Origin of the sequence: Aquincola sp. J276 (assembly GCF_024700035.1) — a bacterium.
GTDB classification, from domain to species: Bacteria; Pseudomonadota; Gammaproteobacteria; order Burkholderiales; family Burkholderiaceae_C; genus Aquincola; species Aquincola tertiaricarbonis.
The window spans coordinates 441843-455275 of record NZ_JAJONC010000001.1; the positions used below are offsets into that span (position 1 = coordinate 441843).

At 63.8% G+C, this 13433-nt stretch carries 9 protein-coding genes and 1 pseudogene; 3 read left to right on the top strand and 7 right to left on the bottom strand.

Features of this window, described 5'->3' with window-relative positions:
* Nucleotides 1–39 precede the first annotated feature (39 nt).
* Together LRS14_RS02170 and LRS14_RS02175 are read left to right on the top strand one after the other, a co-directional pair.
* Complete coding sequence (locus LRS14_RS02170) at nucleotides 40–579, top strand: hypothetical protein (RefSeq protein WP_257798421.1); 540 nt, start codon at nucleotides 40–42, stop codon at nucleotides 577–579.
* A gap of 183 nt (nucleotides 580–762) precedes the next feature.
* Nucleotides 763–1518 (top strand): PEP-CTERM sorting domain-containing protein, encoded by a 756-nt coding sequence (locus LRS14_RS02175; RefSeq protein WP_257798422.1) that lies wholly within the window; start codon nucleotides 763–765, stop codon nucleotides 1516–1518.
* A gap of 254 nt (nucleotides 1519–1772) precedes the next feature.
* On the opposite strand, the gene LRS14_RS02180 is transcribed toward LRS14_RS02175, so the two are convergent.
* From LRS14_RS02180 to LRS14_RS02205, 6 genes and pseudogenes are all read right to left on the bottom strand, one after another.
* Nucleotides 1773–2381, bottom strand: coding sequence for a PEP-CTERM sorting domain-containing protein (locus tag LRS14_RS02180; protein WP_257798423.1), 609 nt, complete (start codon nucleotides 2379–2381; stop codon nucleotides 1773–1775).
* A 310-nt stretch (nucleotides 2382–2691) separates the two neighbouring features.
* A complete protein-coding gene (locus LRS14_RS02185; protein WP_257798424.1) occupies nucleotides 2692–3255 on the bottom strand; it encodes a DUF1566 domain-containing protein in 564 nt (187 codons plus the stop codon).
* The gene (locus LRS14_RS02190) at nucleotides 3252–3851 is read right to left on the bottom strand and encodes a PEP-CTERM sorting domain-containing protein (protein ID WP_257798425.1); all 600 of its coding nucleotides are present in this window, start codon (nucleotides 3849–3851) and stop codon (nucleotides 3252–3254) included. Before LRS14_RS02190 ends, LRS14_RS02185 begins: the two co-directional genes overlap by 4 nt.
* A gap of 680 nt (nucleotides 3852–4531) precedes the next feature.
* Nucleotides 4532–5549 (bottom strand): annotated as a pseudogene (locus LRS14_RS02195) (IS110 family transposase).
* A 458-nt stretch (nucleotides 5550–6007) separates the two neighbouring features.
* A complete protein-coding gene (locus LRS14_RS02200; protein ID WP_257798426.1) occupies nucleotides 6008–6904 on the bottom strand; it encodes a manganese catalase family protein in 897 nt (298 codons plus the stop codon).
* A 1166-nt stretch (nucleotides 6905–8070) separates the two neighbouring features.
* Entirely contained in the window at nucleotides 8071–8472 is a 402-nt protein-coding gene (locus tag LRS14_RS02205) for a response regulator (RefSeq protein ID WP_257798427.1), read from the bottom strand.
* A gap of 91 nt (nucleotides 8473–8563) precedes the next feature.
* Here LRS14_RS02205 and LRS14_RS02210 point away from each other — a divergent pair, with 91 nt between their 5' ends.
* Nucleotides 8564–9871: a GAF domain-containing sensor histidine kinase gene (locus LRS14_RS02210; RefSeq protein WP_257798428.1), complete on the top strand. Its 1308-nt coding sequence runs from the start codon at nucleotides 8564–8566 to the stop codon at nucleotides 9869–9871.
* 71 nt (nucleotides 9872–9942) lie between these two features.
* On the opposite strand, the gene LRS14_RS02215 is transcribed toward LRS14_RS02210, so the two are convergent.
* Nucleotides 9943–12435 (bottom strand): ATP-binding protein, encoded by a 2493-nt coding sequence (locus LRS14_RS02215; protein WP_257798429.1) that lies wholly within the window; start codon nucleotides 12433–12435, stop codon nucleotides 9943–9945.
* Between the last annotated feature and the right edge of the window lie 998 nt (nucleotides 12436–13433).

Consider the following 13433-nt stretch of genomic DNA (forward strand, 5'->3'; position numbering starts at 1 on the left):
CTGGACTGCCTGGTCTCCTTCGTTCCACAAGGCTCAGCTATGACGGTCGCTCACTGGTCCATTCTTGTCACGATCACGCTTGCCTTGGTGGGATACGTTGCGTCGTATTCCAGCAGCCTGCTACATGCTCGGAGAAAGGAGCGGCTCGAACTGGTCACGAAACAGTTGAACGACTTCTATGGGCCGCTATATCTATCGACGCGGTCCAGTGCGATTGCATACGCTGCCTATGTGAAGAAGCAGAGCGCTGGACCGTCCCCTGCAAACGCGATGCTGGCGGAACCCCAGGCTCTACGTGAGTGGCGGTCGCGGGTCAAGGAAGTCCTCATGCCAATGAACCTCCTTCAAGAGACCATTATTCTCAACAGCGCGCACCTCATAAGGGAGCCCCAGGTTCCTGGTTGTTTGCTTCAACTCATGGCTCATATCGCTGCGTGGAAAGCCGTCCTGAAGAAGTGGCAGATGGACGACTTTTCAGATCAATTTTCGTTGATTCCTTACCCGCGGGGCGTCGAGGAGTATGTGGCTGCCGGCTTCAAGGAACTCAAGGCTGAGCAACTCCGGTTGATGGGCCGATGAGGTGAGTGAAACGGCCGCATGCATTTCGTAGGACGTGGTGCATCCAAAAGTGCTTTATGCGATGACCTACTATTCCTTCCTGTTTCACTGATGCACAACACACGGGCGCCGTGAAACACCTAGAACGGCGGCCGGAACCGTACGCAGATGCTTTAGACTGCGTGGGCCGCTAAGGAGTACTCGATGCGCACTCGACGTTCATCACTTATGTGCCTGGTGGGCTTGTGCATCGTCCCGGCGTTGTCCGGTGCGTTCACGCTGTCGGAGACCCAATGGGAGGTGCGCAGCGTTGAGACCCGCGACTGGCCACCAGAGGGCTCGTCGTCATCCTTCCAGCGCTTGGCCAATGCTGGCCAGCCGGGTGGTGCATTGCTGTACAACGCAGTGCTGCGCGCACCGGGGCAGGCCGTGGTTACCAGCTCGGCCATTGCAATCACCAAGGATCTGGTGTATTCACCGGCACACGACGGCCGCATTGGAACACTCGACTACAGCCAGTCGCTGAACGTCGACGCCAGCGACATTGGTTTGGTGAGTGCCACGAGTGCGTTCCTGGTGTCACAAGTGGTGGACGGCCTACAAGCAGTGTATGCGCACGCAGTGCCGGTGAACCCGGTGTTCGGTCAGTGGCAGACGGTGACTGCGAGCGGCCTGGTGGCGGCCGACTTTGTGCGGGTGAACCTGTCCACCGGCCAGTTGCTGCACGGCGAGCACCCAACGTTTGACGCCACGTTGCCCACTACCTTTGGCATCGGCGTTGGCGCAGTGCTGGACAATCAAGGCACAGGTTTTAGCCGTGCGCGCGTGCAGGTCCGCATCGACAACCTGCTGGTGTCGGTGACCCCGGTGCCCGAACCCTCCAGCGTGTGGATGTGCTTGGCCGGACTCGCTTTGTTGTTGGCAAAGCTGGCTCACAAGCATCGCGTATCACACACGTAGCGGAGTGGCGCGGCTCTGACGCACTTGCCCCGCAACTGCTCCCTGCGGGGGGTGCCTCAAGCGACTCACTGGTTCACGTTGACGGGGCCGGCTCCACGGTTGCTGGCCGGGTCCGGTCGAATCTCACGGCAGGGCGGTCGAAAGCTTGACTTGCTTCCCACCGGCGTCTGCCGCGTTGCGTGTGTGTCTGTTGCCGTAGCACTGGTCGTCCGGCCCTCTTCAAGGCCGCTAACACGTGGGTGGCAACGAGCGTGTCATGTCCGAGGGCTTAACACCAACGTGGACTGGTTTTCTTGATCGCGCCGCCTGCTCCTCGCTCGGAGATGCCAACCACCAAGTGCCGCTCCGGTCAGCAGCATCCCCCAGGCTCCGGGCTCGGGGACAGCACTCGGAATGCCGACCAGGATGTACGAGGCCGCAAAAGCAGGGTCGATGGTGAAGATGGGGTCGGCAAACGCCGTCGCGGAGGAGGGACCATCCGTCGTCAACGCGATGGCGGTGGCCGAGAGCGAAACATTGATGTCGAGGTTGGCGCTGAGAAGCACCACTTCGTCGACCGACCACGCCTGACGGCCGTGGGTGTTGCCGGTGCTCGTGGCGGTTGCCATCAAGTTGGCCAGCGGCGAGTTGTACGTGCGTTCGAGCGTGAACGTGCTGGTCGCCTGGTGGTCCAGTCCGGTCCCGCTTGCATAACCGGACGCCTGAACGCGCACGGGTACGTTGACGTTTGCGGGCCCCACCACCTGGAAGGAGTAAGAGACGACGGCCGTCGCGCCAGCGCGCAGTCGCTGCGAGCTCGATTCCGCCAGGACGCTGCCGCCTTGCTCGGAGCGGGTCACAGCGCGCGCGAACGAGCCGTCCATGTCGCCGGCAACATAGGAGGCGGGCCCCGTGGTCACTGCACCAGCCGACTCGGTCACTGTATTGGCGCTGCCCCAATACTGGGCGGCATGAGCGCCGTCGGTCACCACGAGGGCGGCAGGCAGGGCTGCCAGGAGCTTCTTCGCCAGGTCAGCGGCCCCTCTTCGAGATGGAGACGGCGTTGTTCGGAGACGACTCATGCGGTGAACCCCTGAAAGTACCTGTTCGGTGTTTTGCTCGTCTGGTGGATGGAGCCTCGGACGAACTTGGACAAGGCACGTGGATCGGTCGGCGCCCGCGTCGTCATGCATGTCAGAACGCATCCACGATGTCAACCTTGCCACCCGGTGCTCGCACGCACCAGTAGCGCTGGCGCTGTGACATGTTCAGCAGCCGCACACCTCCGTTGATGCCGAACACATGACCATAGGCAAACGCCGAGACGCCCGTGCGTGTGAGGTGCGTGCTGCTGTGAAAAGGCTCCGACGTGATGCCGATGAACGGATGACCAGCCGGCAAACCGGTGGCAGCGGCCGTGGGGTTCGGATCCCAGAGGGTGCCAAGCTCCGTCCCGCTGGGTAGGCGCCAACCACCGCGTCCGCCGGTGGTGGCCAAGCGGCACAGCACCTGGGCGCTCACATTGTCTTCCACCGCAGCCAGCGGCTGGCGTTGCCACACCAGACCGGTCTCACGGTCCAACACGGCCTCGGCATTCCAGTTCGACAGCACGATGAAGCGCGAGGCGGCTGGCAACTGCTGGTCCCAGGATGGCGAGGCGTAGTAGGGACCGGGCGCCACGGTTTGCGCTTGCGTGCCAACGACTGTGCCGGAGAGCAGGATGCCTGCTGCGATGGAGGCGATGCGGGCGAGGATCATGCCGGTGTCCTTCCAGAGACGAGGTGATGACGCTGTCGGCGCACCAGGGTGATAACAAGCGGAACCAGGGCGAACAGTGCCAGGAACAACGATGCGGGCTCCGGCACTGCCGTGGAAGGCGGTCCGTCCACCACGCGCACGCCGGGGTCGGTGCCTTCCTGCCCGGGCGACCAGGCAAACAGCAAGTAAGCGAGCGATCCACTGCCGTCCTGCGGTTGCTCGAAGAAACCCGAGACGTCGTGCAGCAGGCCTGGCGATGCAACGCCGCTGGAGAGGATTTGAGACACCGCGTCGCCTGACAGTGCTTGGTAGGCATTTTGGAAGAGGCCGCCGAGGTCGGCCGGTGCGGCCACAGTGAAGTCATACCTCAGGTCGAACGTCCATGTGTCCAACCCGGTGGCAACGGTGAAGTTCACCGGAACCAGGAAGTAGCCGGACGGAAGACCGCTGTTGAGACTGGACAACGGGTCTACCAAGCCGGCTGGCACAAGGATGCTTGGCGGCCTGGTGCTGATGATGGCTGCGGGTGCCTGCGTGCTGCATATCACCAATGCCGCGCAGGCAGATAACCGTTTGAACGGCAAACTCTTATGCATCGGGTGTTTCCTCGACAGAGCGTTTGCTCTTCGCGTCGGGAGTCTGGGGCGTAATCGCCATGGGCGCGCTTGCTAACTTAGGGGGAAACTACAGCCGGCAAGTCGGGATCAGCAGCGAGGTGGCGCCGCAGATGAGTGCATTGCAGTCACACACCGGCGCGGCTCGGGTCATGCGCTGGTCGCTTTTTTCATGAAGCCAAGCCACCGAGGTGAGGTCGACGCCAAACCGGATGCACCACGTCCACTAAGAATGCTGACTGGCATCGCCGCTCTGGTAAATCGCCCAGGTAGTGGGCACGGAGGCCAGCATCCGCACGGAGTTGAACAGCGTAAAGGTCCAGATCAGCATGCGCAGATGCAAGGTGCGGATCGCCAGTACCGCCGGCGTCAAAATGACTCCGGCGGACGCACATGGATGTCCGTGGTTTGCCAAGCTTGCAGTTCGCTGCGGCACGGAGGAAGAGATTGCACCCGTACATTCGGACTTCTGATGCAAGGCGAGCTCGCTGTCCCTGATGGGTTCTGCTAGTCGGTGCCCAATCGCTTACACGCACTCGAAGTGCCTCGTCCGGCGCGGGCTGTGCCAACCACGGTCTGACCTGTCGTGCCATCAAACTTGCTGTTTGCCTGAGCAATCGGCGGTTGGATGCTCCTTTGCTATCCGTGTGGTCGATGCCGCGTCACACAGCGGCATATCCCGGCTTGAACTCGCGGCCGTGCGCCAGCCAGCGCCCAAACGGTTCTCGCAGTCTTGTTCGCCAGCGCGACCGCCGCGACGTCCTTGTTGCGCTGCGTCGTGAGCTTGACGAGCCAGCTGTCGGCATCAGCGCGCTGGGTAGCCCGGTAGATAAGGGATCGCGCCCCGTGGATGAGCATCGTGCGGAGGTAGGCATCACCTCGCTTGCTCATGCCCAGCAGCGTCGGCTTGCCACCGCTTGAGTGCTGCCGGGGCACTACGCCCAGCCAAGCTGCGAACTGTCGCCCATTTTCGAAGTTCCTCGCGTCGCCAACGCTGGCCACGAGCACCGTGGCGGTGAGCGGCCCAATGCCCGGCACCTTCTCCAGACGCTGGCTTGCTTCGTTGGCCCGGTGCCACGCCTTGATCTGCGCTTCGATCTCGTCGACCTGCTGCTGCAACGCCTTCAGGTGATCGAGCAGCCGGTGGATGAGCCGGCGGAAGGAGCCATGCAGCTCGTTGTTCGGATCTTCGATCAACGACGGTACGCGCTGGACGATGTAAGCGATACCTTGCGGCACCACCAAGCCGTACCCGCCGAGCAGGATCTGGTTGGCCTGCGCGGTGCGTGCCTTGACGAAGCCCTGGCGAACGCGGTGTAGTGAGAGCACCGACTGCTGCTCAACGTTCTTGACCGGCACGAAACGCATTGACGGCCGGCTGACGGCCTCGCAGATTGCCTCGGCATCGGCCGCGTCGTTTTTATTGCTCTTGACGTAGGGCTTGACGAACTGGGGCGCCATTAACCTGACCGTGTGGCCCAGTGCTTGCAGCTTGCGGGCCCAGTGGTGAGCACTGGCACAAGCCTCAATACCGATCAGGCAGGAAGGCAGGCTCGCAAAGAAGGGAGCAACCTGGTCGCGCTTGAGCTGCTTGCGCAGCTCCGCCTTGCCGCGCACGTTGACTCCGTGAACCCGGAACACGCTCTTGGCCAGATCGAGGCCGATCGTCGTAACCTCCATGCTGGACGTTCCTCCCGATCGAGTGGTTGCTGACACATCCGCTGTGGCACTTCGATGCCGTCTATGGGTGGGGCCATCCCTCCCATTGCTTAAGATCAAGCCGCCGTGGCGTGCGCCGAATCCCTCTGCGGATAGCGCCGACCCGCTCGCTGCACGGTCGCTGCAAACTATCTTGCATCGTTACCAGGGGCTTGAGGCAGCCCCGTGTTCCAAAGGCTTGTCAGGCAGCATGAGCATGCGCGGGATGCGTTGCTTGCGTACGCTCAGGTTTCTTTTACGGACCGGGACCGCACGCTCGCCCCATCCAGTGCGGAGCGTCGAACTTGCCACCGTGTACGCTGTCGGCATTTTCGATGGCCGCCGTCGGACTGTGCTCACGCAGTCGACACCGACCAGTGTGCGTTGGCGCCCGTCTCGCGGATGCCTCACCAGGGCGCACGAGACAGTCGGCGCGCGGTTTAGTTGCCAGTAGGGGCGGCGATTACCACACCCGCGCCCAGGTCGGTGCCGGTCATCGGGTTTGATTGTGGATCGGACATCGTGCGTGCCGCCATCTGTTCGACGACTTGGTCTTCGGCAGCGGTCAACTGAACACTGAACCGGCCATCACCGCCGTCCACTGCCGACTGGTCCGCGCGGTCGCTGACGTAGGTGAAGTTCTCGTCGCTGTTCCACGGTCCGCGCAGGTCGCCCACGCCTTGCGACATGTTGTAGTAGATGCCGTCGAAAGGCTTGACCGGCGGCTGCTTGCCCGGCGGGAAGTTGGGCTGGATGGAGTACAGCGCCTTCTCGAAGCTCTTCTGGTGCGCCACTTCGCGCGTCATCAGGAAGCCCAGCGCCTCCTTCACGCCCGGGTCGTCGGTCAGCGCGATCAGGCGCTCATAGACGATCTTGGCGCGCGATTCGGCCGCGATGTTGGACCGCAGGTCGGCCGTGGGCTCGCCGATGGTGTCGATGTAGGCCGAGGTCCAGGGCACGCCGGCCGAGTTGGTCAGCGGGGGGCCGCCGCCGTACAGCACCTGCGTGATGTGCGAGTCGTTGCCGGCGCCGGTGATGGCGCGGTAGATCTCGCCCTCTTCCTCCACCGCCTCGGCCAGCCGGCCCTTGGCGCCCTTGTTGAGCATGCCGACGATGGTGCCGATGACCTCGAGGTGGCTCAGCTCCTCGGTGGCGATGTCGATCAGCATGTCCTTGCGGCCCGGGTCGTCCTCTCCCAGGTACTGCGTGAAGTAGCGGCAGGCCGCGGCCAGCTCGCCCTGCGGGCCGCCGAACTGTTCCAGCATGAGGTTGGCCAGGCCCGGGTTGCTTTCGCTGACGCGGACGGTGTATTGGAGTCGCTTGTTGTGAACGAACATGGCAGTCCTTTCAATGGGTGACCAAGCAGGGGCAAGGCAGATGCCGTGCACTCGTTCGCCAGGCCCAGGGCTTGCTTGATATTGGTGCGGCACTGGTGTGACTTCGGGCGCGGCTTATCGGGCGTCCTTAGTTGGCCCAGCGCGCAGGCTTCAGGGCGTCTGCGTGTGCAGCAGCGTCTGCGCAACGTCGCCGTGCAAGAACAGATCTCATATGCGGCAGAGAACGCCAGCCTGCGTGCCAGTAGGACTGATCCACCACCGTCACCAGCCCGCCAGCATGGCGCTGTTTGCGGGGCACCGACAATGTGATCATCAGCCCGCCGGACGCGCGGTCGCCAGATTCACAGCACCTGCGCTGTTGCTAGCGGAAGGCCGTGCCCCCTCGGCTTGCAGCACGGGCACGGCCACGCGGGCCACCAGCTCGCCTTGCTCGTCATGCAGGACGATGGCCAGCGTGGCCGTGCGCCGCACGTGCCATGGCGGGCGCAACCCGCGTCGATGACGGGCTTGATGGTCCGTTGTGGGCCGTCTGACCACAGCGGCCCGACCTGGCCAGCGTCGTGTTGACACTGTCGCTGCGTGTCTGGGCAGGGCGGCCAGGTCTTGGCGGCACAGCCGCGCATGGCCAGCAGGTCGGCCCGAGGGCCACGCGGCGGTTGTCCGCGGCCACGCGGGCCGCGGCGGCCAGCCGCAGTGGGGCCCTTGGGCAAGGGAAGGCGTCGGGCAGCAGGGCGGCCGCATGGGCGCGAAAGAGCGGCGAGACCCGCAGCGGCAGTGCCGGACCAGTTCGAACACCTTCGTCGCGGACGGCGGTCAGCAAGGATGGGCTGGCAGCGCTGCTGAGATTTGATAACAACGCGGCGGTGGTGCTGCGCACCATGCAGTCGCAGCTATGTCGACCCTGGCCAAGCAGGATGACTTGCAGACGGGCACGACCGACGTAAGACATCCCAACATTGATCGCAGTTCTCTGCGACTGCTTGATCACCTGAGTCGAGTGGGCGAAGCGCCTGGACCGAGCGGTGTACGTGGCAGCACGGGGATGTCAGCTGCCGGTCGTAACAACGAAGCGATGGAGCAACTTGCTACGGACTGCGGACGACCGCTGCGCACGGTGGAGGTGGCTGAGGGGCGGTGTCGCAAGTCGCAGACCTGCTCGGCGGCCGTCATCCAGGGGTCGGCGGGTCTGAGAAAACGACACTGAGGAACGCCTCCATATCCAGCGGCTTGATAAAGGCCTCGTCGAAAAGCGGCGACGACCGAGCGGCCTGGACTTTTGCCGAGTTGCCCGACACGGCGATGATCACCATCGCACGTGCGCCGTGCAGTGCGCGAATGACGGAGGCGGCCTCCATGCCGTCCAGCAGGGGCATTTCCAGGTCCAACAGCACCTTGTCAAACGCTTCGTGACTCGCAGCGTGCACTGCCCGCAGACCGTCATGAACGACGACGGTGTCGACCGGCCCTGGCGCTGTCAAGTGAAGGACCGTCGCGAGGACCTCGGCTGTGTCAGGATGGTCATCAGCGATCAGGATCCGCAGAGGCGATGTCAGGGTGGGATCGGTCATGCCCGCGAGTGGCAAGGGGGAGGCCGCCCTGCAGTGCGCCTGAGCGAATTCAGGGCATTCCGCGTCGCCTGGCGAGCCCCAGCCTCATAATGTGACAGTTCTTCGTGGAGGTAAGGCGATTGTCTCGAACGGTCACTCGGAAACGGAAACGGAAACGGAAACGGAAACGGAAGCGAAAGCAGAAGCGGAGCAGCTTGCGATCGCTCGCGATCTGGTGGCGGTGCAGCGCATCGGCGCGGTGCCGACGATCTTGCGCATCCTGTGTGAAACCACCGGCATGGGCTTCGCCGCTGTGGCACGGGTGTCGGACCAGACGTGGACGGCGTGCGCGGTGGAAGACCACATTGGCTTTGGATTGCTACCCGGCGCGCAGCTGGAGCTGGCGACCACCCTCTGCGTGGAGTCACGCGCGGCGCGTGCACCGATCGTGATCGACAACGTGGCGGAAAGTGAGCGCTACCGCGAGCACCACACGCCCCGCCTGTACGGCTTGCAGAGCTACGTGTCCGTCCCGATTCTGTTAAGCAACGGGGACTACTTCGGCAATTTGTACTGCATCGACCCACAACCAGCGCAGCTCGACCGACCTGGTGTGCTGGCCTTGTTCTCGGCTTATGCGGAGCTGATCGGCCGACAACTGGACCTGGAAGGTGAGCGCCTGCGCGCCACCGAGGCGTTGGTGCAGGAGCGCGGTCAGTCCGCGCTGCTCGAGCAGTTTGTTGCGGTGCTCGGCCACGACCTGCGCAACCCGCTGGGTGCGATCATGGCCTGCGTTCAGCTGCTCGCGCGGCGGGCGCCCGGTGTCGACTCAATGGATCTGAGCAAGCGCATCCTGTCCAGCGGTGAGCGCATGAGCCGGCTGATCCAAGATGTGCTGGACTTCACCCGCATTCGAATTGGTGGAGGGTTGCCGATACAGCCCGGTTGGGAGCGCCAGCTGGAGGCTGCGTTACACGAGGTTGTCGCCGAACTCGCCGTGCAGCATCCTGATCGAGCCGTCGAAAAGCGTCTGCAGATCCGCAGTTCGGTATGGTGTGACACCGCCCGCCTGCAGCAGCTGTTGTCCAACCTGCTGGCCAACGCGTTGACCCATGGCGCCGCCGGCAGTCCGGTGGTCGTGCAGGCCGCCTTGACGGGCGGAGAACTGGTGATTCAAGTGAGCAATGGGGGTGAGCCCATCCCAGCCGATCACCTGGTGCACATCTTTCAGCCGTATTACCGCCCGCCATCAAGCCGTCAGGGCGGTGGGCTGGGCCTGGGTCTGCACATCTGCGCTCAAATCGTGGCCGCGCACGGTGGGCAACTTGACGCCACATCGGACGCGGTGCGCGGCACCGACTTCACGGCTCGGTTGCCGGTGACACAGCCTGTGGCTTCCGCTGGCGCCGGCAGCCCCTGAAGACTGCGTGCGCGAGGTGGGTTGCACCATACCGCATGCTGCTCCGCAGGGATGCATCGCCTGGCCTCGCATTAGCCGCTGCTCGCGATGATGTCGGCCACACGTGTGATCAGCGCATCGATGTCAAACGGTTTGGTCATGACCTGCATGCCGGCTTCGAGCTGGCCGCTCCAGGCGGCAGCATTCTCGGCATAACCCGTCAGGAACAGCACCTTGAGCCCCGGTCGTGCGATCCGGGCCATGTCCGCCAGTTGGCGACCGTTCATGCCACCCGGAAGGCCCACGTCACTCAGCAGCAGGTCCAAAGGTTGATCCGATTGCAGAATGCGCATCGCGGCCACGCCATCCGCCGCAGCGCTGACGGCATACCCTGCTTCCTCCAGCACCTCGACCAGCAGGTGCCTGATCTCGGATTCATCCTCGACCACAAGGAGGCGCTCGTTTGATCGGCCCGTGCCGCCCCAGGCGTGTGTGGGGCTGACTTCGGTGCCCAGTGCACCGGTGTAGCGCGGCAGGTACAGGCACATCGTGGTGCCCTGGCCGACGCTCGAGTCGATGCGCACTTGTCCACCCGACTGGCCCAGGAACCCGTAGACCATGGACAGGCCCAACCCGGTGCCTTGTCCCAACGGTTTGGTCGTGAAGAACGGGTCAAAAACACGCGGGATGATTTCAGGTGACATGCCACACCCTGTGTCGGTCACGCGCAGCGCTACATATTCGCCAGCCAGCAACTCGTGCTGCACCGCGGCTGCCTGATCCAGCGTCTCGTTGCGGGTCGAGATGGTGAGCGTTCCGCCGGCAGCAGCCATCGCGTCGCGGGCATTGATGCACAGGTTCAGCAGAGAATTTTCCATCTGCGACGTGTCGACCTTGATGGGCCACAGTCCCTCATGCAGCACGACGTCGATGTGGATGGCCGGGCCCACCGTGCCGCGGATCAGCTCTTCCATGCCAACCACCAGCCGGTTCAGGTCGGTCGGCTTCGCGTCCAGTGCTTGCTGCCGCGAGAAGGCGAGCAAGCGCTGGGTCAATGTGGCGGCCCGGCGCACGGAGTCCATACCGGCCTCCACGCGGCGCAGCAAATCCTCGGTCCGGCCTTGCTTCAGGCGCAGACGCAACAACTGCAGGTCGCCACTCAGGCTGGCCAGCAGGTTGTTGAAGTCGTGAGCCAAACCACCTGTGAGCTGGCCGACCGCTTCCATCTTCTGTGCTTGACGCAACTGGCTTTCCAGGATTGCTCGGACCCGTTCGGCTTCTCGCTCGCTGCTCACGTCCCGCCCGACGGCGTGAAACTGCAGATCGCTCTGGTCGGGCACGATCGACCAGTCCAAGATGCGCCAACTGCCGTCGCGGTGTTGCAAGCGACACGAGTGGCGCTGAGGCGTGCTGCTGTGTCGGCAGTGCTCGATACTGGCCCGGAAAGCGTCAAGGTCACCCGGGTGCACAAAATCAAACAGCGACCTTGCTCGGGACACGTGCGCCTCGTGCCCCAGCGTCTGCGTCCACGAAGGACTCAAGCGCAGCAGTGAACCGTCGTCTCGAGCGTGCACGATCACGTCTACGCTCGTGTCCCACAGCCGATCGCGTTCCCTTGTGCGCTCTTCGATGCGGCGTTCCAGGCTGTCCGCCAGCTGGCGCAGGCTGCGTTCGGCGCGGCGACGCTCAACATGCAGGCGCGCGTGTTCACCCACGTTGCGGATGAAAGCCACTTCGGCCGGCGTCCATTCACGGGGCTGGTCGCTGAGCACGAAAAACATGGCGACGTAGGCGCCGCCTTCCAGGATCGGCACGTTCACGACAGAGCGCGCGTTGAGCGCTGCAAAGGCCGCGGCCTTGTGCTCGGTGCGCGGGTCGACCGTGACGTCGGTGATCACCACCTCGTCGCCCCGGCGCAGGACGTCGATGTAGTCCCCGAAGTCCGACAGGACATGTGTACCGGCCACACTCCCGGCATCCCGGGCCGTCCAGTCGATTTCGATGTCCATGGCCACACCATCGGCGCGCATGGTGCCAAAGCCAACGACGGACGCGTTCAGTGTCGTACCGACCACACCAGCACAGCGCCGCGCGATGGCGTCCGGATCCACAATGTCCCGCAGCTGGCTCACCAACTGCCCTACGACTCGGCGAAAGCCAGCGTCGTCCAGCTGCCGCCGGACATCGGATGCACGCACGAAGGACCGCAGGCGGTGCGGGCTGTCGCTGAGATCACGCGCCCGGTGGAAGGCTGCGACGATGTGTCCTTGCGGATCGCGCAACGGGTGGTACTCGATTTCCCACTGCGGGATGCCCAGCTCGGGCCTGCCAAACTCCTCGACGACCGTGAACGACTCGCCGGCCAAGGCCCGTGCCATCAGGTTGCGCATGACCGGGCGCTGTGACTCGATGAAGAGCTCGGGAAACACGTCGCCCAGTTGTGTATGGAACCCGTTTACGCGGAAGAACTCGTCGTTGTGAGCTTGGTTGAAGGCAATGAGCCGAAGGTCATGGTCGAACACGCAGATTGGCTCGCGATCGAGGAGGCCGATCTGCATCCAGAGGTGTTCCTGGTCAACTTGCATGCACTGCTCTTGGCACTATTCTTGAGGCTGACTGCGGCGAGCGTGGTGCTCCCAGACTTTTGGTCACATGGTAGAGATTGGCACGCGTTAGGAGCGCCTGAACGCGGGCAACGGCCGCAGAGCTGCCGGCAACGGGTGACAAGGCCGCAGGCCCCCAAGCTGCGCCGTGCTGCCCTCAATATGCTTGGCCATGACCGCCACGGAGTATGGCGCCGATGGAGGCGCAGTGAGCTGCGGAACCTTCGAGCCCAACGGGACCATTGCTACAACCTCCGGTGGTGGTGCGTCTTTCTACTTGGCTGCGGGGGTGCCTTCGTCAGCGCCGCAGTCGCCGAAGACCTCCCTGCCACCTCTTGGCTGATTCTTTGGCTTGGTTGGCATGATCGGTGGGCGATGACAGGACACGAGGAAGCTCCGGTCGACCTGCAAACCAGGCCAACGCAGGACAAACCTGCCGGCGAGTGCCTGCCGAGGGGCCAGGATGTCCATGGTGTACCACTGGCGATTGTCAATCAGATGTCCTGTCGGCCTGCTTGGTTCGTGGCCTCCGGGGCTATCTTGACGAGTCAGCGGTTTGCCCTGGCGCCTCGTTAGGACACTGCTCTGCGTGATCGGGTCGCGCCACCGGTTCGTTCGTCTCGTGGGTGAGATGGCCAGGCAGGAGCGAAGGCTCAGGTCGCCTTGACCACAAGGCAGGCCGGCGCCGCCGAGACCCGGAGAGCGAACGACGATCTATCCCGGGACATCGTCGAAGCTGCCGGGGTCCTGAGAAGCCTGGGCGGCACTTCTTCGGACGTCGCACCAGGCGCGCAGGGTCACTCACCGTGCGGCGTTCAAGCGCCGTCAGAACAATTCCACGCGTCCAGGAGTTGCTCAGCCCGACGGAGGCTGTGGATGCACTCGTTGAGGAGGCGTTTGTGTTCGTTCACCGTCGCCGCGTCCACTGCATGCCAGTGCAGCCGCCGCGCCCTGAAAGCCGCTAGAAGCTGCGCCGCTAC

Excerpts from the sequence above, each read along its gene's own strand:
- LRS14_RS02205 (WP_257798427.1), bottom strand. The coding sequence starts at position 8,472 with ATGACCGATCCCACCCTGACATCGCCTCTGCGGATCCTGATCGCTGAT.
- LRS14_RS02215 (WP_257798429.1), bottom strand. The coding sequence starts at position 12,435 with ATGCAAGTTGACCAGGAACACCTCTGGATGCAGATCGGCCTCCTCGAT.
- LRS14_RS02190 (WP_257798425.1), bottom strand. The coding sequence starts at position 3,851 with ATGCATAAGAGTTTGCCGTTCAAACGGTTATCTGCCTGCGCGGCATTG.
- LRS14_RS02180 (WP_257798423.1), bottom strand. The coding sequence starts at position 2,381 with ATGGACGGCTCGTTCGCGCGCGCTGTGACCCGCTCCGAGCAAGGCGGC.
- LRS14_RS02175 (WP_257798422.1), top strand. The coding sequence starts at position 763 with ATGCGCACTCGACGTTCATCACTTATGTGCCTGGTGGGCTTGTGCATC.
- LRS14_RS02200 (WP_257798426.1), bottom strand. The coding sequence starts at position 6,904 with ATGTTCGTTCACAACAAGCGACTCCAATACACCGTCCGCGTCAGCGAA.
- LRS14_RS02170 (WP_257798421.1), top strand. The coding sequence starts at position 40 with ATGACGGTCGCTCACTGGTCCATTCTTGTCACGATCACGCTTGCCTTG.
- LRS14_RS02185 (WP_257798424.1), bottom strand. The coding sequence starts at position 3,255 with ATGATCCTCGCCCGCATCGCCTCCATCGCAGCAGGCATCCTGCTCTCC.